Genomic DNA, 24457 nt, shown 5'->3' with positions numbered 1-24457 from the left:
GTTGTTATTAGTATTACATTATAATTATCCATTATAGTGAGGCATTGCTGACAGTTTATCATCTGCAGGCCGTATTTTTTGCTATCAGCATTAATGGCATCCCTTCTACAATTGCATCCTTTATACTTGTTGTTGTAGTCGATTTTATATAACGTCAATGTAGGCGTACTTAAGTTTTCGGTAGCACCACGAAAATAGTTCTCTATAGCACCCTGCTCGTTAAACACTAACAGATAATCGACATTAGGGCATGTCCTCAATCTGAACGGAAGAGACTAAACAGGCTAAATACCATCAAACTGTATCAAATAGCTGGTCAATATCTCGATATTGACCAGCTATTTTTCTTGTTTGGATGTAATTTATCTCGTTTTTATCGCCATTTTTAAAATGATGACATGCCCAAATAGTGAGCACTTAATTTTAACTGCTTAATTTTCAATGCGAGCCTTTTAACTCAGTACCGTTTAACTCAGTGCCTTTTAAGTAAGCTGACACCTGTAAATCAATGTCTTTAGATAGGGCATAAAAAAGCACCTAGGTTAAGGTGCTTTTTTTTGTTCATAATTATTTATAATCATGAACATATTTGTCAAAAACGGTGGCGTTGATTATTACATAATAGCGCCAGCAACCAACTTCACCATGATGTCAATGAAGAAGCACTACGCTGACTGATAAAACCGTCTGGCGTTTGAGCATTATCGGCTTGCCAGCGCTGGAATGCTTTGCGGGTATTGGTACCGATAATACCATCTGTGCCTTTGGTGTCATAACCTGCACTGGTTAAGCGCTGCTGCAATCTGGTCACTTGAGAAGTCGATAACGGGTTTTCATAGCGCGGCCATGATTTTCGTAGACCACTTTGCCCAGCCAGTGCTTTACCGAGCAAGCTAACACCTAACGCATAGCTCGATGAGTTGTTATAAACTTTGATCACATCAAAATTTGGGCTTAACAATAGCACTGGGCCATCTTTACCCGCTGGTAGCCATAGCTCCATTTGCGTATTGGCATCGAGATAAATATCATCTATGGTATCAACGCCAAGCGCTGCCCATCTAGCCGCAGGTTGCTTGCTACCGACCACTGAGTAATCAAATGAAGCCGGAACCGTTACTTCATAAAAAGGCGCCAGACCGCGAACCCAGCCTGAATTGCTGAGATAATTGGCAGTAGAAGCCAAGGCATCACCCGTTGACCATGGGTTGCGATGACCATTACTATCGCCATCGACACCATGCTCTAACCAAGTACCTGGGATGAACTGCGTCTGTCCCATACCGCCAGCCCAAGAGCCTTCTAACTGCGACCAAGACACGTCACCGCGCTGCAATAGCGTCGCTAATGACAGCAACTGCGTTTCGGCGAACTCTTGGCGACGACCGTCATAAGCAAGGCTAGAAAGCGCGCTTGGCAAATCGCTATTGCCAGTCACCACACCGTATGACGACTCCATGCCCCAAATCGCAGCGACGGTTTCGGCACTTACCCCATACTGCGATTCTAGTTGTGACAAAAATGCCCGTTGCTCAGAAAACTTACGCTTACCCGTACTCACACGCCCATCTGATACCGCAGAATCAACATATTCCCACGGCATCTTTGAAAACTCTGGCTGTCCTGAGTCAAGCGAGATGACCTGCTGATTTAAGTAAGCAGAATCCATCAGACGTCGAACCGTTGAGGCATCATAGCCTGATGACAGCGCACGCATGGAGAAGTCAGACTTCCAATCAGAAAAGCTGTTGTAGCTTGGTTTTGCCACCGGTTGCGGCTTGATGACCGGTGCTGGTGTTGGCTTTACTTGAATGGTTTGAGTCTGGGTAATCTGTACACTACCTTGACGCACAGGCTTGCTAGGCTTCTGCATCGCCTGTTGACTGGTACAACCTACCATCACTAAGGCAGGAAAAAGGGCAATATACTGTTTTTTTAACATCATAAAAACTCTCAATTATGAATAAGTGACTTAGCGATTAGCGGCAACAATTAGCAGCAGTTCATCAAATTTAACGTCTAAGCATTTAACATCAAGGTATTTAACATCAAGGCATTTAACGTCCGAGTACAGCCCGTGGATCGATAGGATTGCCATTCAAGCGCACTTGAAACTCTAGGCCGACTTGGTTGGTTTGACCACTGCTACCCATACTGGCAATACGCTGACCAAGTTGTACTTGCTCGCCTTCTTTGACCAGTAATTGACTATTGTGAGCGTAGGCGGTGATGTAATTATCGCTGTGGCGAATCATGATGAGGTTGCCATACTCTGGTAGACCACTGCCCGAATACAGCACAGTTCCAGATTGGCTAGCAAGCACAGGATCACCTTCGTTACCAGCAAACCACATGCCCATGTTACCGGCTGCCGCATCAAAGTTGCGAACCACTTGGTTACGACTTGGATAGTCGTAGCCTGATGTCGCGTTGGCCGTTACTTCATATGCTGGCGTTGGCGTGCTGGTGACAGGAGGCGTATAAGTCGGCTGTGACGGAGCAGAGGTATTAGTACCATTATAAGTGTTATAGCGATTGTTGCTAGCTGCCGTTACTGGCGCGCCTTCCCATAGCTTCAACCATTGACCGCTATAGATAGTATATTTACTATCCAAACCGTTCATCGCCCCAATTTGACGATAGCTCAAGCGATAGCGCTCAGCGATTTGACTGACCGTATCGCCACGCTGCACGCGATGATAGTTAGGAACGCCTTTAGCATTGGTAATAATCTTAGGTCCCGCTTGGTTAGCTGATTGGTAAGTAGGCTTCGTCGCACAGCCGACTATCGCTAACGATGCTGCTGTTAACGTCCCTATCAATGCTACCGTTGCCAAGCGCGATCCAGCAATAAGCTTCTTCATACAAGATTTCCTATTCTTTATGTTACTCACAAACTCCTTGTGCTAATCACAAGCATTTTGCTAACTTTTATACCGTTTAATTTTTGTCAAATACCATCATCAACAACTCGATAATAAATGATTTTTCTAATCTTTGGCAGCGCTAAATTATAGCATTAATGCCGACAGCCTATTGAGAGTGTCTGCTGGCGTGTGATGCAAGCGTACTGGCGATAGACTAATATAACCCGCTGCCACCGCTTGGTCGTCCGTCATATTAGTTGCCGATGACTGAGTGTCTTCAATTTCTGCTGGCGACTTGTATTGCTGCTTACGTAGCGATAGCCAATAGGCATCTCGCCCGCGCGGATCCACCATATGGTGCACAGGCCGTGCTATTTGGCTATGTCCCAAACAGGTAATTTTTCGGCCTTTGACATCATCGGCATCATTTACATCGGGGATATTAACGTTTAATACATGATAGGGCAAACTTTTGAATGCCTCTACTATAGATGTTTCGGTTAGCAGTTTGACGATTTCATCGGCGGCCATTTGATAGCGGCTCGTTTGATCTTGTCCATCGCCTGTCATCCTTGCACCGACTAGAGAAGTTGCAATTGCAGGTAAACCAAAGAGCTGCGCGGTCAATGCCGCGCCAAAAGTGCCTGAAAACAATACATCTTGCCCCAAGTTGGCTCCTGAGTTAATACCGGTAATCACACAGTCAAAGTGTGTGTCTTGATATAGCTCGTGTAACGCCAAATAAACACAGTCCGCAGGCGACCCATTAACCGCGATAAACCCCGAGGGTAATTGATGAGTATATAACGGCTGGGAGATGCTTAAGGCGCTACCACAGCCACTCTGCTCATTGTTTGGGGCAACTACCATCACCTCGCCAACCTTTGATAAGGCTTGCGCCAACGCTAACAATCCTGGCGCATGTACCCCATCATCATTACTCACTAAAAATTTCATTTGTACTCAATATATTTAGGTTTGACCGTCTGTCTGCTTGTCTACTTTAAAAGGATAAAATTGTTATACTCAGCCCGTTATTTGACGGTTTATTGCTTAGCGCAATTCACACTGACGGACGGCTAAAAACGATTGTTATCACTCAGTTTTCTCATAGCAATGGTCATTATTAGGTAGCACCTTACCCTTATAGCGGTGTTAGGTGCAACGACATTGTGGGCGATTATACCTTAATCGTGGAGAGACACGAACCCACTCTTTGCGCTGAATTTGCCTGTTGCTTGACATGATCCTTGATCTTTCGCGGCAGTCAAATCACAATCTGAAAGTAAAACTGGTCGGTAACACGTTACAATAGACAACAACGCACAACAATATAAACTTATACTTTTATGCTGACGTAACTTATAAGCTGATGCTACTGATATGTTGCTGCAAAATGCCTTTGGCTCACAATATATCTACACATAAATCAATATTTTATGTGACTTTTGTTTTTTTACCCATTAACATATGACCATTAAATAAAGATAAGCGAGTGTGATACTGAATGAATAATCAATCGATATTATCTATAGCTTCTGTGATAGCAAAGACCGCTTCAAAAATTGGTTTTGCAGGACTGATAACGTCTGTTGCCATGCTGTCTCAAGCGACCAATGCTGCACCCAATCCAGCAACCACTATCCCATTGGATATGTCTGGTATGAATATCACCAAGCATGAAATTGCCGTGATGCAAGTATTGTCTGAGATTTGTCCACCGATGCTAAATGGCAAACAGAAACAGCGTTTTTATAAGTCTTATACCGTTCAGTTGCATGAATTGATGCCGTCTTTAGAAGATCCAAAAGCGGCGATTCAATATCTATCAACACAGCAGGATTATCGCCAAATATTACAAGGCATCCGTAGCTGGACCATGGGCTTCTCCAAGCAAGAGAACAAAGCCTTGTGTGAAGATTTGGCAAATGCTGAATATTAATTACGATGCTTGGTGGTGTATCAGAAAGTATGCTGAGGAGATAAAAGGAGGGTGACAGCCAAAGCAAGATGATATATTTGAGGTTATGAAGACACAAATAGATATCAGTTGCCCCGCCTGTCACAGTCCCAGTTTAAAGAAAAACGGCATAAAAAGCTATGGTAAGCAAAACTACCAGTGTAAGGACTGCAAACGTCAATTCATTGGTGACTATGCCCTAACTTACCAAGGCTGCCATTCTCAAATAGAAGACAAGATACGGCTAATGACGGTTCATGGTTGCGGCGTTAGAGACATAGCCGTTATAGCCAAGGTTAGTATTGGTAAAGTGCTCAATACTATAGGCTCATCCGTATATAAGATTACGCCTAAGAAGCGCTACTATGAACGCTTAGAGGTTGATGAGTTCTGGACTTACGTGTATCGCAAAAAGCGTAAAGTTTGGCTTATTTATGCTTATGATCGCGCTACCAATGAGATTGTTGCTTATGTTTGGGGCAGACGTGACTTAAAAACGGTTAAGAAGCTAAGAGCCCGGCTTAAATACCTGAAAGTCAGCTATGATTCTATTAGCTTGGATAACTGGGATAGTTTTATAACCGCATTTAAGACTGATAACAAACAAATTGGTAAGCAGCATACGGTAGGTATAGAAGGTAATAATTGCCGCCTTAGACACCGATTGCGTCGGGCGGTTAGAAAAACCTGTTGTTTCTCTAAGAAGCTCGATAATCACTTCAAAGTGTTTGATATGGTGTTCTTTTACGTCAATTATGGCTATGTCTAATGCCAGCATACTTTTTAGAACACCACCCGATGCTTTTAGTTCTATGGCTAAAACGCAGACATTACTAAACCTAAAAATAGTACTCTACATAACCAGCTCTATTACTCAATCGGATATAAGCAGCAATAAATAACCATAAAAAGCACAGATATTGCTGCTTTTGCCCTATCAAATTCAATAACTGGAATGATAGCGTAATGGGCTTAATGAATAAGCTCATTGCGCTTAGAAGAAGCTTGCTGTCACCCGACTGTTCAATTGCAGTGGGTGCGGCAAGCTTTTTTGTGGTATGTGAAAAATATGCATAAATCCTGATATATCAAAACGCTCTATAAGCGTTGTCTCTCTTTTTTAGTCGCGTCCTATTTTTTGTATTTATCGATTCCCCATCGGTTGGCATTTTGCTAAGATAAGGCGTTAATTTTATGTCCGTCGCTCAGGCATGGTTTTCCTCATTCACATACTCTTTTAAACCTTTATATTTAACACATACGGTTTGATAGAAGGTGTGAGGTTTAGTACCAGCTATGATGCGACAGATACATTTGGTTCCATGATGCGGTGTAACAATCTATGACAGTAAAGCGTGTAAAAAAACAGCTGGTGCAGCTGGTAGTTGGCATGAGTATTTCTATGAGTGCAGTGATGGCGAGCGCCGCCATTCAGCCACCTGAAATGGAAAATACAGCCTATGTGCTAATGGACTACAATACTGGTGAAATTTTGGCACAAAAAAATGCCAATCAAGCTCTTCCACCAGCGTCTCTAACAAAAATGATGACCAGTTACATCATTGAGCAGCGCTTAGCATCAGGTGATCTCAAAGAAGAAGAACAAGTATTGATGAGCAAAAATGCTTGGTGTCGCGGTAGTAGCAGTCAATCTTGTATGTATGTGCCGGTGAACAAGACGGCCAGCGTTATCGATATGCTGCGCGGTATTATCATTCAATCAGGTAATGATGCCTCAAAAGCGATGGCCGAGCATATTGCTGGCAGCGAAGACTCATTTGCCATCTTAATGAATGAGCAAGCGCAAAAGCTTGGTATGGAGAACACCCACTTCGTTAACTCTACGGGCATGCCTGACGAAGGTCATGAAGCCTCTGCATTGGATTTGGCTAAGTTGGCGCGCGCTATCGTCAAAAATAGCGGTGACTATTATGGTATTTATGCCGAAAAAGAGTTTACCTACAATGGCATTACGCAAGGTAACCGTAACGCCCTACTCAGCACCGACTCTACTGTTGACGGTCTAAAAACAGGTCATACCGATGCCGCTGGCTATTGCTTGGTCGCCTCAAGCAACCGCGAAGGTATGCGTTTAATCTCTGTCATTATGGGTACAGAAAGCCAGCAAGCACGTGCCGATCAGTCACGTGAGCTACTCAACTGGGGCTTTGGTCATTTTACTACTGTAACCAAAGCACCTGCTGGCCAATTCGTAAGCAAAATCCCTGTATGGTTTGGGGAAGCTGAGGAAGTAGAGCTAACCACGGGTGACAATCTGCAAATTTTGACCAGCAAAACGCAGAAAAATAAAATCACGACCGTGGTTGATATCCCTGAAAGCCTAGAAGCACCTATCAAAAAGGGTCAAGAAGTTGGCAAATTGATGGCAGTCATTGATGGTAAAGCAGTCGCATCAGTCCCTATCATCGCGACCAATGATGTCGAGCAATCAGGCTTTATGAGTCGTATGTGGCAACATGCGGTACGCTGGGTACAAAACTTATTTTAAATTGGTGCTTTAGTAATAACACAAATACTTTTTAAAAGTATCAATTAATAAAAAAGACGCCTTAAATATGGGCGTCTTTTTTATTGCTATGTTAAGGCGTGTTGAGGTTTACGCTAATTTATATTGAAACCAGTTCATTTGATGTAAGGTTATCTCTAAACTTAGTCTGTCTAGGCTAATTACTTTCAGAATAATTTATTTAAAAGCCATCCCTTTAAAATAAGAAAGTTTTATAATGAGTTAAGCCCATATTAGCCAACTTTTTAGCAGATCACTTAAGGCTTTATCATCATAGGCGGCGCTATGGCAATAATCGACACCAGCCGCTTTTAGCCCATGCTCAAAACTGTCTAAATATTGCGCTTGATCTGGAGCGTACCAATACACTAATAAAGCACGGTACTTACTCTCGTAGCTTTCAAACTGGCGTATACGCTTGGCTATGACTTCAGCATTACTCGAGGGCACGTCTTCTGCAAACATCACCATATCGACTTTTCTCGTATTTAGCTCATCGATAACGAGATGTCCCTGCTGATGACAGATGACCACCGCTCCCAAACGCTGGAGCTCATCCACCAAAAACCCTGTCTCATGAATATAATAGTAAACCACAACCAAACCAGCCAACAGGTTTTTCTGATGAACTTGGTGTTTATTGGGCAAAGGAATAGTGAACATGAACTGTGTGCCGACGCCTAAGGTACTCTCAACCTCGATAGTCGCACTCATTAGCTGAGCGATTTGTTTGACCACTGGCAAGCCGATACCCGTCCCCTCGTATTGACGGGTTTGTGATGAATCTACCTGAAAAAATGGGTTGAAAATATCCTCGATATAATCACTATCGATCCCAATACCGGTATCTTTAATAGTGATTTGCCAACGGTTACTGTTGTCAAAGTGGGTCAATTGCGAGGTAATACTCACTTGCCCTACTGGGGTAAACTTAATCGCATTACTAAGGAGTATCGATAATACCTGTTTTATTTTGTCGACATCGCCTTCGAGAGTATAGTCTATATGATAGACATGGCTGAGTAACGTCAAGCCTTTTTGTTTAGCAATAGACTCAAAATCCACCAACAGATCAGCAATTAGCTGAAGCGGATTAAACTCACTCGAATGGATGCTAATCTGACCTTTTTGTATTTGATTCAACTGGATGATTTGGTCAAGCGACAATACCAATTTTTCACTGCCATTACGAATGATATCTAACGCGTCTTTTTGCTCATCACTTAGTCGCTCATCATCTAATATCTGTAAGCCGCCCACAATAGCATTCAGCGAGGTTTTTAACTCATGGGTAATCATACTTTGAAAATTATGCAGCTGTACATTTAAAGACAAATCCTTATGATGTAACTGCTGCTCAAAAATAGCAAGTGCTTCATAGTCTTGTTGTGCCTTTTGCAAGCGATCAAACAAAACAGTGAAAGTCTGCTTAATTTGCAGCAGTTCTTGAAATTTAAACTGCTGCGAAATAACAGGCAGCTGTTCAAGCTCTGGGTGCTTGCTAACGATTTCACATACGTCGGTTAGCGCTGCAATATCTTTGACAGGCCAGCTGAGTTTGCGCAGAATATATAGCATCCAGATGACAGCCAATATAGTGGTGATAAGCCATAATAGTAAATTGCTGCGCAACCAGTTGGCACGCAGTTTATCTACGTCTAAAGTTATATTGATATAGCCAACCAAGGTACTATCATCAGTTAACGCCTCAAGGTCTGGCGGATCGATCATGTTGTCTGATAAAGGCTTGTCTGTTTGCTCAGTCGCGGCTATCGTTGCAGCGCTATCGGTAGTGATATCGTCACTGACAACCGGATAATTGAAGCTGACCGTATCAGCGAACAAAGCGTTTTGCCAATCATCATGTGACTGGTAGGCTGTGAACCTATCTATATCTGCAATAGGCTGCGGCGTTGAATAAAATAGAATACTTTGGATATTGGGTTCTGCCGCCAACACAATACTGACTTGCTTGGCAACGGTATCTGCACCGTCTATCGTCGATGCACTGCTCGTCAGTAAGGCAGCCAACTGCTGAATATGCCGATGCTTTTGCTGATAGTGATGCACAAAACCATAGACAAAAGACAATAGAATACCTACCAGCACAGCCAAAATGATGGCCTGCACGACAGAGCGCCAGATAAACTTAGGAAGGATTTGCAACGGCTGGTTGTTCATGTCACTCAACTGAGTTAAGACGACTGGTTATTTATATTACAGGTATTTACAAGACATGATAAGAGCAACATTAGTATACTCTGTTGCAGCCTTGTTATAACAAAGCTGCAGCAGAGTATACTTTGGGGCTTTATAAAGAACCGAAAGGTAATAAGCCTACCGCGTTAGCGAGGCTTTTTATCTTTGGTGGTGAACTTTTGCGCTCGATTACGCTCACGCTGACGCAACTGCTGCGCCTTCGCTTTGGTCGGCGTGTCACTTTTGTTGGCGTATGGGTTTTCGTTCAGCTTAAAGACTACGTTAAGTGGCGTACCTTCGAGCTTGAAAACCTGACGGAACTGGTTTTCAAGATAGCGCTGATAGCTTTTAGGCAGCGAGCCAGTTTGGTTACCATGGATAACAATCACGGGTGGATTGTGACCACCAATATGGGCATAACGTAGCTTGATACGACGACCAGCAACCGTCGGTGGCGGATTGGCGGTCACTGCATCTTGTAAAATCTGGGTCAAACGGTTGGTTGACACTTCAAACATAGAAGATTGATAAGCACGTAAGATGGATGGATATAAGTTACCCACACCAGTGCCATGTAATGCTGAGATTAAGTGCACTTTTACATACGGAATGAAGTTAAAACGGCGATCCATCTCAATTTTGATATAGTCTCTTTGATCTTGTGTCAGACCATCCCATTTATTGATCGCTACCACTAATGCACGACCTGCATCGAGTGCATAGCCGATCATATGCAAATCTTGGTCAACGATACCTTCGTGGGCATCAATGACAATAACCGTGACGTTAGAATCTTCAATCGCTTGCAAGGTTTTGATAACCGAGAATTTCTCTACTTTTTCATCGATTTTTCCGCGGCGACGAACACCAGCGGTATCAATCAATACGTAGTCTTTGCCATCGCGCTTATAAGGGATATAAATACTGTCACGTGTGGTACCAGGCATGTCAAACACCACGACGCGATCTTCACCCAGTAAGCGGTTTACCAAGGTAGATTTACCAACGTTTGGACGACCAATGATGGCAAGCTTTAAGCCTCTTGGTTCTACCATCGCATCTTGTTCAGGCATGTCGGCGGTCAGTATTTCTAGCAAATTACCGACACCGCGACCATGACTGGCAGCCATTGGATACGGCTCGCCCAAGCCTAAAGCATAAAACTCTGCAGGCGCGGAGTCATGTACACCATCGACTTTATTGGCAACCACATAAACGGGTTTACCAAGGGTATGCAAGAATTTGCCGATTTCGGCATCAGCGCCAATCATACCAGCACGGGCATCAACCACAAATACGATGATGTCTGCTTCGTGAATAGCAGTATGCGACTGCTCAGACATATAATCATCGATGTTGCCGCTACCATCATCAGCTTCACCAATACCGCCCGTATCGACGACAATAAAGGCTTTGCCTTCATATACCGCATCGCCGTATTGACGGTCACGAGTCAGCCCTGACAAATCAGCAACCAGTGCCTGCCGACTTTTAGTGAACTGATTAAATAAGGTAGATTTACCGACGTTTGGACGACCAATTAAGGCGACCACAGGCTTGATACTCATGGGTTACTCTCAGTGAAGGGTACAATGACGGATAAGACAGCTACTCGTTTAATAATATGAGTAAATATACTGCGCTTGACCGTAAACTAAAATGAATGATAAATATAAAACGATATAGTCAATACTCTATAAATCAAATACGGTGTCAGGCTCGCTTAGTCTACTATTTGTAGTACTTTCACTCGCCTTTCTTGTCTCTAAATTATATTGAACTGACTATAGCAATAAAAATGAATTATTGGCTATTTTACAATAATAGATGATATATCTAGTGGCTGCATTATTACCGAATACTGGGTATAGATGTCATCTAATAGACATCATATACAGGCACTACATACCGCTATTATATAGAGATAATGTTGGCAGCGCATCGGTCGCATAGAGTACGCGAAACCTCAGCGTTAAACAAGCCATTTGCAAAAGGCACGAAACGCCGACGAAGCAGCGTTTATTCCTCGTAACATCGACATAGCCTCATCATAGGCTCATCATAGCATCGACGTTGAGCAGTACGCTTAATCACAGGCTTAAAAAAACCTTATTAATAAAACGACTGCCCATAAAATCTTAGCGAGCCAATTGCCAAATAGCCACTTGACCTGAGGTACTTTGGGTCAACAAACGGCTACCTTCTGCTTGCAAGTTGGTGAGCGCGCCTTTGGTCTCTACACGGCTGACGATTTTTCCGCTGGCAGGGTCAAATAAATGCACGACCCCATCATAATCACCCACTGCAATATAGTTTCCAATCATAACAGGGTTGGTTAAGTGGCGATAAGCCAACTCTTCACTTTCCCACAACATCTCACCACTGTTGCGATCATAAGCGACCACTTTTCCGTCCAAGCTGGTGGCAATAACTTGCTGGTTGTTTACTGTAAGCGCTTTTAGGCTGGCAAGATCATTAATAAACATGACTTGACGTGACGCTAAATCAATACCTAATAATTGCCCACTATAGCTAATGGCAAACAGCTGATTGTTACTGACGACAGGTTTGCCATCGACATCGCTCATACGCTCAACTTCGCTACTGCCTGCACCAACACCAACACGTCTTGACCACTGCGGTAGACCGCTATCGGTGGTCACAGCATGTAAACGCCCATCAGCCGTAGCCAATAATGCTGTTTTATCATCTAATAAAGTTGGTGCCGCACTACCACGTACGCTGATAGCGGGTACTTGGGTAGCAAATTGCCATACTGACTGGCCAGTCTGCAGTGATAAGCCGTGCAAGAAACCATCATTAGCTGACAAAATCACCCGATTATTAGTAATAAGTGCTGGTGACAATACCGATCCTGATAACTGTTGCTGCCAGCGTTTTGCGCCAGTAGTGCTATCAAAGGCCATAATTTGCCCGCCACGTGTACTGACAATCGCAGTCTGACTCAAGGCATCTATTGCGACACCACCTGTGATTTGATCACCTACATTGACTGACCACAGCTCTTGACCGGCATTATTAAAACCAGTCAAATCACCACCGCGCGAAGCAGTAACAATTTGCGAGTTGGCGTAACCCACTTGCAAATCAAGTGGATCTTTTTTGCTGGCTTTTTTGTTACCGACATCAGTGCTAAACACAGGCTGTAGCACGCTAATAGGCTGCGCAATTTGCACCAGTTTAACAGGATCGTTGACGACAGGTTTGATACCGCGATTACAGCCAGCGACAGCTGTTGCCATCGCTGCGATGACGGCGACATGCATGATCGTCATCTTGATGGTTTTAGCCTTTAACGTGTTGCTAGAGCGAATAGATTGAGTCATTATAAGTTCTCACTACAAATAAATTAACAATTAATAAATTAGCCATCAGTAAATAAGCAATTGATCCGTAATAAAAAAGTTCGGTATATTGACCTTAACTTTGAATACTACCCTGCTGACTTGCTGCGCTACTTAGTTTGTAGAACGGTTTTAGTCATTCGATAATTGAGTTATCAGATAAATCATTAAAACTAAGAGGGTTGCTCAGTAGCAGCTGTCGTATTTTCAATCACTAATGGCTGCTCAGCAGTGGCAGACTCTTGAATTAGGCTAGCTTGCGACTCGATAGGCTCAGGCACGATACCAAGACTTTCCATTTTTAAAGCCAATACCGCACGTGTTTCTTGACGACTGCGCAATAATTCCCAAGCATTGTTATAAGACTTAATCGCTGATTCCTTATTGTCTTGCACCAGATAAATATCACCCAGCAGCTCTTGCTGACTGGCTTCAAATGAGCTTGGCATATCATTATTGGCCTCAGCTAAGGCTGCATCTGCATCACCAGCCGCCAATAGCGTCTTGGCATAACGCAGACGAGTAATCGCAGTCAGACCTGCATCACCCAAATCGATTGCTAGCGCTTTTTTCAGCGTCTCACTTGCCCCTGTAAAGTCATCACCATCAACCTGTTGACGCGCTTTAATCATCAGTGCTTGCCATGCATAAACGGAGTCACCATGGGTGCTGACCAAGTCATCAATATCTTTATTAAGCTGTGTACGACTGTCTGCCAGTGCTGCTTTTGCCTCTGCTTCTAAATCTGGATTTTGTGACGCCAGACTGACTTCTTCATTCAACCGCTGGATGTCTGCATAGTAATCAGCAGCAACCGTATCCACACGGGCATGATTGTCCTGCCAATATGTCCAGCCAAAATAAGCAGCCAGTGCCAACAAAATCGCAGTGACAATATAGCTGCCGTATTGCTTTAACGCTTGCATTGAATTGTCTGCATTCGGCGAATTGGGTGTCAGAGCCATAGGTAGTTACCTGATAAAATTGTTATTAAGTTGCTGATACTAAAGTGGTTCAGTGACGAGAAAAGTGCTCTTTATTTGATAGCCAATCCTGTGCAACCGTCTGTTGCTCACCTGTCTGCATGTCTTTGATGCTAATAGTCTGATCATCCAGCTCTTGCTGCGCAATAATAACCGTCAGCGCAGCGCCCGATTTGTCCGCTTTTTTCATTTGCGCTTTTAGACTTGTCGCACTTGCCATTTTTACCCGCACATCTGGACGGCTATAACGCAAACGTTGTGCATAGCCAATACCCGCACCATAAACATCGGGATGAGCCACGACAAAGACATCACAAGCTGGTACATCAGCAATCGGAGCGACAGCTTCCATGAGTAACAATAAACGCTCAAGTCCCATGGCAAAACCAACCGCAGGCTCAGACTTCACCGGCTTGCTACTATCGCTACCGATTGATTTTAGCTGTCCAATCAAACCATCGTAGCGCCCACCGGCACAAACAGTCGCTTGGCTACCAAGCTTGTCAGTGACCCACTCAAAGACGGTTTTGTTATAGTAATCAAGACCGCGTACTAGATGCGGGTTAATCTCAAAACTGATGCCAAGGTCGGTCAAATACGCTTGCACTTGTTCAAAATGTGCGACGCTCTCTGCGCCTAAGAAGTCAGCCAGCTTTGGTGCATCTGCCAATACTGCTTGGGTACTCGCCTCTTTACTGTCTAAAATACGCAGCGGATTGGTCGTCAAGCGGCGTTTGCTATCATCGTCTAGCTGCTCTTGTTTGTCTGTTAAATAAGTAACCAGCGCCTCACGATAAGCATGGCGCTCATCCAGCTCGCCCAAGCTATTTAACTGCAAATGCATCTCACCTTTTAGACCCAGCTCTTGCCACATCAGATGGGTCATAGCAATTAATTCAGCGTCGGCATCCGGTAGCGCACTGCCAAAGCTCTCGACACCCAATTGATGAAACTGGCGGTAGCGACCTTTTTGTGGACGCTCATAGCGGAACATCGGACCGATATACCAAAGTTTTGGCGTATCACCACGCAGCAAATTGTGCTCAATCACTGCACGTACCGCCCCAGCTGTACCTTCAGGACGCAATGCTAAGGGTGTTGGTGGCTCAGACTTATCGGTAAAGCTATACATCTCTTTTTCGACGATGTCGGTTGCCCCGCCGATAGCACGGGCAAATAAGTCGGTTTGCTCTACGATAGGCAGACGAATATGTTCATAACCGTATCTACCCAGCACATCAGCCAATATCGCCTCTAGATGCAGCCATTTTGCGGATTGATCAGGCAAAATATCATTAAACCCTTTAATAGCTTTAATCATGGTACGGTCATATCCTTAAAAATTTTAACAAGTATTCTATTATTGTTGTGACGTTTCAATGAGCGCTATCGGAATCTGAAATACGGCAGCTTATTTTACCCGAATAATTTCATTCTCACGTTTTTTGGCCAGCTCTTCTGCATGCGCGCGAACCATACTTTCTATTTCATCAACCAAGTTATTGGTGTCGATAAGATGGCTTTTTTCACCCATACGATAGACCAATGACTTACGTGCAGCGCCAACAATACCTATATCAGATTCCTTCGCCTCACCTGGGCCGTTCACTTTACAGCCAATCACTGACAAATTCATCGGTTCGCGCACATCTTCTAAGCGTGACTCTAATGCGGTCATCACTCTAATCACATCAAACTCTTGACGAGAGCAGCTCGGACAAGCAATAAAGTTCACGCCATTAGAACGAATATTGAGCGATTTTAAAATATCAAAGCCAATTTTAATTTCTTCTTCTGGCTCTGCTGCCAACGAGATACGAATGGTATCGCCAATGCCGTCCAATAATAAGCCACCGAGAGCAATGGCGGACTTGACCGAACCGGTACGATAAACGCCAGCTTCGGTGACACCTAAATGCAGCGGATTGTCGATTTGGGCAGAGATAAGACGGTAGGCATCCATAGTCAAAAACACATTACTGGCTTTGACCGAGACTTTGTATTGATCAAAGTTCAGGCGCTCTAAAATATCGATATGACGCATCGCCGATTCCAGCATCGCCGCGCCATTCGGCTCTGTATATTTACGTTGAATGTCTTTTTCTAATGAGCCAGCATTGACACCGATACGAATAGGAATGTTATGATATTTGGCACAAGCGACGACTTCACGTACTTTGGCATCGCTACCGATATTACCTGGATTGATACGTAGACAATCTGCACCCGCTTCGGCAACCGCTAGCGCTATTTTATGGTCAAAATGTACGTCGGCAATCAATGGTACGCTGACCAGTTTTCGAATCTCACCAAAGGCTTTGACCGTATCCATCGTTGGCGTTGATACGCGCATCAGATCGGCACCAGCTTCAACGCAGCGTTCGATTTGAGCCACGGTTGCGGCCACATCACAGGTGTCCGTGTTGGTCATGCTTTGCACACTTATCGGTGCATCGCCACCAATCGCGACATCACCGACATAGATTTTTTTGGTCAAACGACGGTTAATAGGCGATGGCATTGACATACATAAATCCTTTAATTAAAACTAAAAAGCAATAGGCTCAAATACAAAAAAGACTAAGGAGCCAACTCAAAACTGGCCTGCTTATCCGTTGCGTAAGTATCTAGAGCGACGGCTTCTTGATTCAGCATTAAGCTAACATTATCGACATTATCAATCTGTACATTAAATGGTGGCATACCTGATAATTTATAGTCACCAGCGGTCTGCGCACCATTCATCAAGTTGCTACCAGAAGCGTCAGTAATGCTGATAATGGCGTCATCTGTCAGTTTGACGTCTAAAACTGCCACATTGGTATTGGCATCACCGCCTAAATTGAGCGCAGAGCCAGACGCGCCGACCCCATTGGCATTCGTATTAATCGCTGCACCTTGTGCTTGCTCGACGGCTGATATGTCCTCGACAGCGACGGTTGGTTCTTGGTTATTTTCTTTGCTCGCATTGCTCACCATACGAAATAGAAATATCGCTAAGATGATTAGCCCGATAACACCTATGATTAACAAAGGGTTAAAGCGAATACGGTTATGCGTATCACGCTGCAATGTACCCATTGGACGCAAAGGCGTATCGGTATTGTTTGCCAATTGAGCTTTAAGCTCTTTGGGATAAGCGGCATCAAAGCTGCTTGCAATTTTTACCGGATCTAAATCCAAAAATTTGGCATAATTAATCGCAAAACCACGAGCAAAAGCGGCTTGCGGTAGCTCAGAGAAATTCTCACTCTCTAGCGCTTGTAGATGTCGTTTTAAAATAAATAGCTCAGCTGCCACCTCTTCTAAGCTGACTTGCTTATTTTTTCGGGCTTGTTGCAATACAGCACCAAATGATCCCTGCTGGTTAGATTGAGTGTTTGATGATGGGGTGGTCATTTCCATGGTGCCTCTGGATTATTAAGCCAAGTCTTAAGTTGTTTTGCCTCATCGCTTAACGGATAAGCGGATAAAAGCTGCTGTGCCAATTGCTGGCGCGTTGTTTTGTTATTTTGTGCAGCGGCAATTTTGATGCCTTGCAATAGTAAGCGCGGGCTAATGCCCTGCCCTTGTACCAGTATCAAAGTCTCATCATAGAGCCGCTGTGCTTGTTGCACACGCTGCTGCTCAAGCAATAAATCTACCAATTCAATATGGGCAATAATACTGTTGCGATTGCCATCTAACGCCCGCAAGAATGCTTTGGCGGCTGCCGGATGATCATCGAGTTGCAGGTAAGTGCGACCCAAGTTTTCTAACGCCCCAATACGGCCTTCATAGCCTAATGCTGCACCGGCGATTTCAAACTGCGCCGCTGCTTCTTTGTAACGTTTCATTTGCGACAAATAAACGCCGTAATTATTGTGCGCCTGCTCAAAATCTTTATCAAGCGCGATGGCTTTTTTAAAATACTGGTCGGCTTTTTCAAGATTGATGCGGCTGCCTTCTTGCTGCAACAAAACGCCCATCATATCATAGGCTGGCGCGTAACGGCTATCCGCAGCAAAGGCTTTTTCTAGCTGACGCTGCGCGGTATCAAGCTCATTTTTGCGGATATATTGCGCGGCAAGTGAGGTGCGCACACGAGCAATCTCTTGTTGATCCAAGTTGCGATCGCTAGTCGGTCGCGTGGACGTTTGATAAGGGGTGCTACCCGTTAGATCATTGGTCGTCGTACTTTGACAGCCGCTCACTAGCAAGCCTGCCAATGCACTTGCCAGCAGCATACGCTTTGGCGTAGCCAGTGACTCAATCGCTGATATCAACGGTTTGAACGCTGAAAGAAATGGTTTTTGATATTTGAACTGACAAGAATCTTTAGAAGTCATCATAGCCGCCATCATAAAACTGTGGTTCAGTACAGGGGATCAAAGAAGCATCAGTTTAATAGATTTAGCCCCCATAAGTACAATTTAGTTACTATTAATTGCTACCTTCATGGTTATTAGCGGTTATGACTACAATTTTATTACCGTTGTGATGGATAAAAGACAGCTAATTATCAAACCTTTATAGGCTGTTCATCATTTCTATCAATACCGTCTTCCGTTATCAATACCACTCTAAATCTTCTATGCTACCTCACATATTACCCTACACGTTTTCACGGTCTTTGATGCTTTGCTGCCACGCTGCCGAACGTCTAGTACGATCAGCAACTTGTCCGACCAATTGACCACAGGCCGCATCAATATCATCACCACGGGTTTGGCGAATCGTACAGACAAATCCCGCTTCACTTAAAATATTGCTAAAAGCATGGATACGGTTGTTGCTTGATTTATCGTAATTGGCATGTGGGAATGGATTAAACGGTATCAGATTAATTTTGCTTGGCAAATCACCTAATAAAGCCACCAATTGATGAGCGTGCTCATTGCTATCATTGACACCATCTAGCATCACATATTCAATCGTCACATGCTTTTTATGGCGCGGATTGACGTCATAAACATAATTGCGAGCGGCTGCCATCAACTCTTCTAGCGGATACTTTTTATTAATAGGCACTAGCTCGTTACGCAGCTCATCATTAGGTGCGTGCAGTGAAATCGCTAACGCCACATCAATGTCTTGCGCTAGCTGATACATTTTTGGCACGACACCTGAGGTTGATAATGTCACCCGACGTTTTGACAAACCATAGGCGTGATCGCTCAGCATCAGCTCCATCGAACCAACCACTGGCTTGTAGTTTAGTAATGGCTCACCCATGCCCATCATCACCACGTTGGTGACGTTATTTTCCCATAGGCTATGATCGACGTTTTCTAAGCTGTCATTTTCGTCAGTCATATAAGAGGCATTGGCTACCCATAATTGTCCGATGATTTCAGCCGCCGTTAAATCGCGCTCAAAGCCCTGTTTGCCAGTACTACAGAAACTACAATCCAGCGCACAGCCAACTTGTGAAGACACGCATAAAGTCTTACGGCCATTTATCTTGCTGTCATCTGCTGGAATCAGTACCGTCTCAACCAATGAGCCACCAGTCACTTCGAACACCCATTTCCGCGTGCCGTCATCACTGTATTGGCGATGAATGACTTTTGGCGGAACGACGCAAGCATTGGCTGACAATTTATCGCGCAGTGATTTGCTTAAATTGGTCATTTGCTCAAAATCGGTCACGCCCTGCTGATATATCCACCTAACCACTTGCGTTGAGCGAAAAGGCTTTTCGCCAATGCTCTTAAAATACTCTGCAAGTTGGGCTTGCGTCATTCCTAGCAGATTGGTTTTTGCCTGCGCTTCATCTACTAGCTTGATACTATCTGTTAGCTTAGTAGGGATATGTTGGATCGGTGATTGAACAGTGGACATAATAGATAACCTTTTTGCATAAGCTTAAATAAGCGCTGCAATTGTTTATATGGATGTTGTCATACATACATAATATATGAGTGCATGAGCAATCCGTTACGAGCGCATTTGATAAAAACATGCTGATAAGGGATTGATAACGCTACGTAAAACCAATGATGAGGCAAGTCATCAAAGATTTCAATGAATAATAGGATTATTATAATAGCTAAAACGGCTTATACCCATAAGATATAAGCCGTCTTGCAAAACTAATTATTAATAACCAACACTATAAACGGATATTAATAATTACTGCTACTAGCGCGTACGTGCACAAACTTCATCTTCATTGAAGAAGTAGCTGATTTCACGTGCAGCTGATTCAGCTGAATCTGAACCATGAACAGCGTTTTCATCGATGCTGCTAGCGAAATCAGCACGGATAGTACCTTCAGCAGCATCTTTTGGGTTAGTAGCGCCCATGATTTCACGATGCTGAGCGATAGCGTTTTCGCCCTCTAGTACTGATACCAATACTGGACCTGACATCATGAAAGATTTTAGATCGTTGTAAAATGGACGCTCAGCGTGCTCAGCGTAAAAACCGCCTGCTTTTTCGTCATCAAGTTGCATCATTTTAGCTGCAACGATTTTTAGACCAGCTTGCTCGAAGCGGCTATAGATAGCACCGATGTGGTTGCCAGCAACTGCATCAGGTTTGATGATAGATAAAGTACGTTCGTTAGCCATGAAAAGCTCCTAATAAATGATAAATTTGATAAAAATAAAATGGTCAATGCTTTGTTTTATCTTTGGCCACAATGCTGGCTTGGGCAAACTTAAATAACTCATTGTCTATCAATACGATAATATGAGCGCCAACATAGGATTGCTGCCTATTATAATGATTAAGACTATAAATGATAGGGTTAATTTATGACCGTACCTTGCATAAAAGTAAAAACCCCAATGCTCAGCACTGGGGTTTTATCATTCAATACAACTATTAATAGTGGGAAAAATATAAAGATGTTACTGCAATTACGCGTCGTATGGATCACGCAAAACGATGGTCTCTTCGCGGTCAGGGCCAGTTGAGATGATATCGATAGGGCAATCGATCAATGCTTCGATACGCTTGATGTATTTTTTCGCATTTTCTGGCAAGTCGTCATAATTGGTGATACCAACGGTTGACTCACTCCACCCTTGTAAGGTTTCGTATTTTGGCGTCACTGACTCATAGAATTCAGCATCGTGCGCGCCTTTACATTCAGTCTCAGGCAAGTCGTAACCCACACCGATAAGCAGCTCTTCTAAGCCATCCAACACGTCAAGTTTGGTCAAGCAAATACCTGATAGTGAGTTCAATACCACTGCACGGCGTAAGGCTTCGGCATCGAACCAACCACAGCGACGCGCACGACCAGTGGTGGCACCAAACTCATGACCGACTTTGGCTAAATGTGCACCAACATCATCAAACAATTCTGTTGGAAACGGGCCACTACCAACACGCGTGGTGTAAGCTTTGGTGATACCCAGTACGTAGTCTAAATACAATGGACCGATACCAGTACCAGTCGATACGCCACCAGCAGTGACGCTTGAGCTGGTCACAAACGGATAAGTACCATGATCGATATCAAGTAATGTACCTTGAGCACCTTCAAACATCAGGTTCTTGCCAGCAAGGCGCAATTGATTAAGGTCTTCGGTCACATCGGTAACCATACCTTTAATTTCTTCTTTCCACTCTTTACAAAGCTTCAACGTCTCATCAAAATCAATCGCTTCAACTTTGTAATACTGCGTCAGTTGGAAGTTATGATATTCGATTAGATTGCGCAATTTTTCTTCTAAGTCATCACGGAATAAATCAGCAAGCTTGATGGCACGGCGCGCCACTTTGTCTTCGTACGCAGGACCGATACCACGACCCGTCGTGCCGATTTTACCAGTACCGCGCTTGGCTTCGCGTGCTTGGTCAAGTGCGACATGGTAAGGCATGATAAGTGGGCAGTTCGGTGAAATGCGCAGACGCTCACGTACTGGTACGTTATTGTCTTCCAGCTCTTTCATTTCTTTTAACAGTGCGTCAGGTGCTAACACCACGCCGTTACCGATGAAGCAGGTGACGCCTTCACGCAGGATACCTGATGGGATTAAATGCAAGACAGTGGTTTTGCCATCGACAACTAACGTGTGACCTGCGTTGTGACCGCCTTGAAAGCGAGCAACTGCTGAGGCTTTTTCGGTTAGTAAGTCAACAATCTTACCTTTACCTTCATCGCCCCATTGGCTACCCAAAACTACGACATTCTTACCCATGATCAATCCTTACCTTTATGTATTGAGGTGTGTGCAATAACGGTTTAAAAAACTAAAATGATTTTGATAATGTCAAAAAATAACAGTCACGACAGCAACGCTAAGTATGGCTTAATAAAGCTGTGTTTACACGCTCTGTAACTGCCACTCGTTGTCTGCGAAACTTAAGCGATGCGTGACATCTGCTGGATGGTCTTGAGTATCTAATGGCATGGTAACGCGATAGCCCTGCTGACGTAGACTTTCCACTTGTTGTAACAGCGTCTGCTTCTGAGTCTTATCGGCATTATGCAATGCGCTATAATCCACCAGCACAATGCTTGGCGCATCAAGCTGCGTATGCGCGAGTAAACGGCTGACGTCCATACTAAAGCCGGTGGCTTGACGCGGCTGCTGGGTATAGCTCTGCATACCATCAAAACGTCCACCCCGTACCAACGGCTGGGTTTCACTATTGATATAACCGTTAAAGACAATACCCGTATGATAATGATAACCTGACAGCTCTGTCACATCGATACTGACCGGACATTGCCATTGCTCTTGTAGATGGGCAGTGAGGCATTGCAACTCATCAACAGCCGTTGCGATTTGCGTATCCTGCTGTGCTGTCGCTGACAATTTTGCCAATAAATGCGCCATATCATGACCAAAGCGCGCCAATGCGTAAAAATCATCACCCATCGGTAGTGTTTGGCAAACCCGCTTTAGTTCTGGCAAATTCTTATTAGCATACAAGTTCATCAACTGCTGAGTATCGTGCGCTGGCAATTCGGCCAATTCGGCCAAACGCTTAAATATCGCTACGTGACCCAAGTCGATGTGCAAGGTGGCGCTCATATCCAAGCTATTCACCATGCTAAACAACACATCTATCAGTTCGATATCGGCAGCCAATTCACCGCAACCAAAAATCTCAGCACCCAACTGCAATGGCGTCCGTGAGCCAAAAAGCCCTGACGGCAAGGTATGAATCACATCACCTGCATAGCAATAACGAGCAATACCCGTGCCACCGTGATGCGCATCGATACGTAAAATCTGCGGGGTAATATCAGCGCGCACGCCCATCAAGCGACCAGTTAGCTGATCGATAATCTTGAAAGTTTGGCGCTTTAGATCTTCTGAGGCATCACTCAGCAGCGACTCGGTGAATTCAATCATTGGTGGATTGACCAACTGATAGCCGTGAGTAATCAGCTGCTGCGTAAGCTTGTGCCTGAGCACTTCTTGCTTTTGGGCATCTTCAAACAGCACATCCACCACCCCATCAGGCAACAACCAACTATTGGCAACGTCGCTGGCAAAGTTATTCAAATATGGCATGCTAGTAGAGGTAGCCGTGTTTTCGGCAGGCTGAGCCACCGCTTCATTTGTCGTATTTAACTGGGCAAGTTTTGCAGAATCAGAACTGACAGACACAATAAATCCTTGTTTGGCGTATCGCTTACCAAAAACGCGGTACTGATGCGGTACTTATGCAGTACTTAAAGGTTATCTTTACAATTGCATTGATGCTGTGCATTTTTATTTTTAACACGCAACATCATTGACCCAATTATTTATGAACAAACTAGGTAACCGCAAAAGGGTGAGTAATAAGTATAAGTTAGGACGATAAGACGAGTATCTTTATGCGCTAGTAAACCTTAATAAATCACCAAGGCACTTTATGCTTTAGTTTAGCATAGCAGTTAAGGTTCGCCTAGTGACAATTCGCCACAATCACTATCTAATTGCTGGTCATTACTGTCAAAGACACGGCGATTATAATCGTGTTAGATACCTTGTGGTTCAACTAAAAATGTTAATATCGCCTTGGTATAATGAAGACTGTCATCAGCATGGTGAGAACCACGTTTTCGACTCAGACTCATGGTACACTACCCTATATTTTTATCTCGGAAGCCTTATGTCATCTGATTACCACCCAAACCCAGCCATTAACCAAAGCAACGTCTTAGGCACTGCCCTTGCCAGCTGTTGCTTTGATCCTATTACCGGCTTTTATCGCAATGGCTTTTGTCATACTGGCAATCACGACGTCGGTCAACATACCGTTTGTGCCAAGATGACCAGTGAGTTTTTAAACTTTTCAGCCAGCCGTGGCAACGATCTTATCACTCCACTGCCTGAATACAATTTTGCTGGTTTACAGCCCGGTGATTACTGGTGTATCTGTGCGCTGCGCTGGGTCGAAGCCCTAGATTTCGATATCGCGCCACAAATAAAGCTAGAAGCTTGTCACGAAAGCTTATTAAGCTTAGTCGATATTGAAACCCTAAAAAGCTATGCCCTATAGCTAAGGTGAGCAAACGATAGTAGCGTTTACGATAGATTTGGATTATTGAAGTTTTTTATTATATGACAGGAAAGTATATGGAAAATGATAATAATCAATTGATTAAAAAAACGGCTCA

The 24457-nt window shown here is 44.0% G+C and carries 19 protein-coding genes; 4 read left to right on the top strand and 15 right to left on the bottom strand.

Features of this window, described 5'->3' with window-relative positions:
* Window positions 1–640: 640 nt before the first annotated feature.
* The 3 genes from AAEY72_RS09440 to surE all read right to left on the bottom strand — a co-directional run bounded on the left by AAEY72_RS09440 (window position 641) and on the right by surE (window position 3824).
* Window positions 641–1945: a lytic murein transglycosylase gene (locus AAEY72_RS09440; RefSeq protein WP_352310315.1), complete on the bottom strand. Its 1305-nt coding sequence runs from the start codon at window positions 1943–1945 to the stop codon at window positions 641–643.
* 112 nt (window positions 1946–2057) lie between these two features.
* Window positions 2058–2864 (bottom strand): LysM peptidoglycan-binding domain-containing M23 family metallopeptidase, encoded by an 807-nt coding sequence (locus AAEY72_RS09435; RefSeq protein WP_194620258.1) that lies wholly within the window; start codon window positions 2862–2864, stop codon window positions 2058–2060.
* A gap of 147 nt (window positions 2865–3011) precedes the next feature.
* Window positions 3012–3824, bottom strand: a complete 813-nt coding sequence (gene surE, locus AAEY72_RS09430) for a 5'/3'-nucleotidase SurE (protein WP_352310314.1) — start codon at window positions 3822–3824, stop codon at window positions 3012–3014.
* Window positions 3825–4374: 550 nt separating this feature from the next.
* Here surE and AAEY72_RS09425 point away from each other — a divergent pair.
* From AAEY72_RS09425 to AAEY72_RS09415, 3 genes are all read left to right on the top strand, one after another.
* On the top strand, window positions 4375–4809 hold the full coding sequence (locus AAEY72_RS09425) for an MCR_0457 family protein (protein ID WP_010199041.1): 435 nt from the start codon (window positions 4375–4377) through the stop codon (window positions 4807–4809).
* An 85-nt stretch (window positions 4810–4894) separates the two neighbouring features.
* Complete coding sequence (locus tag AAEY72_RS09420; RefSeq protein ID WP_352310313.1) at window positions 4895–5596, top strand: IS1 family transposase; 702 nt, start codon at window positions 4895–4897, stop codon at window positions 5594–5596.
* A gap of 573 nt (window positions 5597–6169) precedes the next feature.
* Window positions 6170–7336, top strand: coding sequence for a D-alanyl-D-alanine carboxypeptidase family protein (locus AAEY72_RS09415; protein ID WP_189586550.1), 1167 nt, complete (start codon window positions 6170–6172; stop codon window positions 7334–7336).
* 240 nt (window positions 7337–7576) lie between these two features.
* On the opposite strand, the gene AAEY72_RS09410 is transcribed toward AAEY72_RS09415, so the two are convergent.
* The 12 genes from AAEY72_RS09410 to AAEY72_RS09355 all read right to left on the bottom strand — a co-directional run bounded on the left by AAEY72_RS09410 (window position 7577) and on the right by AAEY72_RS09355 (window position 23459).
* Entirely contained in the window at window positions 7577–9535 is a 1959-nt protein-coding gene (locus AAEY72_RS09410; RefSeq protein ID WP_352310312.1) for a sensor histidine kinase, read from the bottom strand.
* Between the two features lie 164 nt (window positions 9536–9699).
* Window positions 9700–11121: a ribosome biogenesis GTPase Der gene (gene der / locus AAEY72_RS09405; protein WP_010199034.1), complete on the bottom strand. Its 1422-nt coding sequence runs from the start codon at window positions 11119–11121 to the stop codon at window positions 9700–9702.
* Between the two features lie 570 nt (window positions 11122–11691).
* Window positions 11692–12900: an outer membrane protein assembly factor BamB gene (gene bamB, locus AAEY72_RS09400; RefSeq protein WP_210541320.1), complete on the bottom strand. Its 1209-nt coding sequence runs from the start codon at window positions 12898–12900 to the stop codon at window positions 11692–11694.
* Window positions 12901–13091: 191 nt separating this feature from the next.
* Entirely contained in the window at window positions 13092–13883 is a 792-nt protein-coding gene (locus AAEY72_RS09395; protein ID WP_352310311.1) for a YfgM family protein, read from the bottom strand.
* Window positions 13884–13932: 49 nt separating this feature from the next.
* Window positions 13933–15222, bottom strand: coding sequence for a histidine--tRNA ligase (hisS, locus tag AAEY72_RS09390; protein WP_352310310.1), 1290 nt, complete (start codon window positions 15220–15222; stop codon window positions 13933–13935).
* 90 nt (window positions 15223–15312) lie between these two features.
* Entirely contained in the window at window positions 15313–16428 is a 1116-nt protein-coding gene (gene ispG / locus AAEY72_RS09385; RefSeq protein WP_010199030.1) for a flavodoxin-dependent (E)-4-hydroxy-3-methylbut-2-enyl-diphosphate synthase, read from the bottom strand.
* A 53-nt stretch (window positions 16429–16481) separates the two neighbouring features.
* Window positions 16482–17300, bottom strand: coding sequence for a helix-turn-helix domain-containing protein (locus AAEY72_RS09380; RefSeq protein WP_240216797.1), 819 nt, complete (start codon window positions 17298–17300; stop codon window positions 16482–16484).
* Window positions 17297–18232, bottom strand: coding sequence for a type IV pilus biogenesis/stability protein PilW (gene pilW, locus AAEY72_RS09375; protein ID WP_010199028.1), 936 nt, complete (start codon window positions 18230–18232; stop codon window positions 17297–17299). The genes AAEY72_RS09380 and pilW overlap by 4 nt, the downstream gene beginning before the upstream one ends.
* A 262-nt stretch (window positions 18233–18494) precedes the next feature.
* Window positions 18495–19724: a dual-specificity RNA methyltransferase RlmN gene (gene rlmN, locus AAEY72_RS09370; protein ID WP_010199027.1), complete on the bottom strand. Its 1230-nt coding sequence runs from the start codon at window positions 19722–19724 to the stop codon at window positions 18495–18497.
* 300 nt (window positions 19725–20024) lie between these two features.
* Window positions 20025–20456, bottom strand: coding sequence for a nucleoside-diphosphate kinase (gene ndk, locus AAEY72_RS09365; protein WP_189586527.1), 432 nt, complete (start codon window positions 20454–20456; stop codon window positions 20025–20027).
* A gap of 291 nt (window positions 20457–20747) precedes the next feature.
* The gene (locus tag AAEY72_RS09360) at window positions 20748–22037 is read right to left on the bottom strand and encodes an adenylosuccinate synthase (RefSeq protein ID WP_010199020.1); all 1290 of its coding nucleotides are present in this window, start codon (window positions 22035–22037) and stop codon (window positions 20748–20750) included.
* 126 nt (window positions 22038–22163) lie between these two features.
* A complete protein-coding gene (locus AAEY72_RS09355; RefSeq protein ID WP_352310309.1) occupies window positions 22164–23459 on the bottom strand; it encodes an ATP phosphoribosyltransferase regulatory subunit in 1296 nt (431 codons plus the stop codon).
* 490 nt (window positions 23460–23949) lie between these two features.
* Between AAEY72_RS09355 and AAEY72_RS09350 the strand changes: the two genes are divergently transcribed.
* Window positions 23950–24339, top strand: coding sequence for a DUF2237 family protein (locus AAEY72_RS09350; protein ID WP_010199013.1), 390 nt, complete (start codon window positions 23950–23952; stop codon window positions 24337–24339).
* The last annotated feature ends 118 nt before the right edge of the window (window positions 24340–24457 follow it).

Source organism: Psychrobacter sp. W2-37-MNA-CIBAN-0211 (genome assembly GCF_040309405.1).
Classification (GTDB): domain Bacteria; phylum Pseudomonadota; class Gammaproteobacteria; order Pseudomonadales; family Moraxellaceae; genus Psychrobacter; species Psychrobacter glaciei.
The sequence above is the reverse complement of the archived record's forward strand: the minus strand, read 5'-3'. Positions and strand labels throughout refer to the sequence as shown.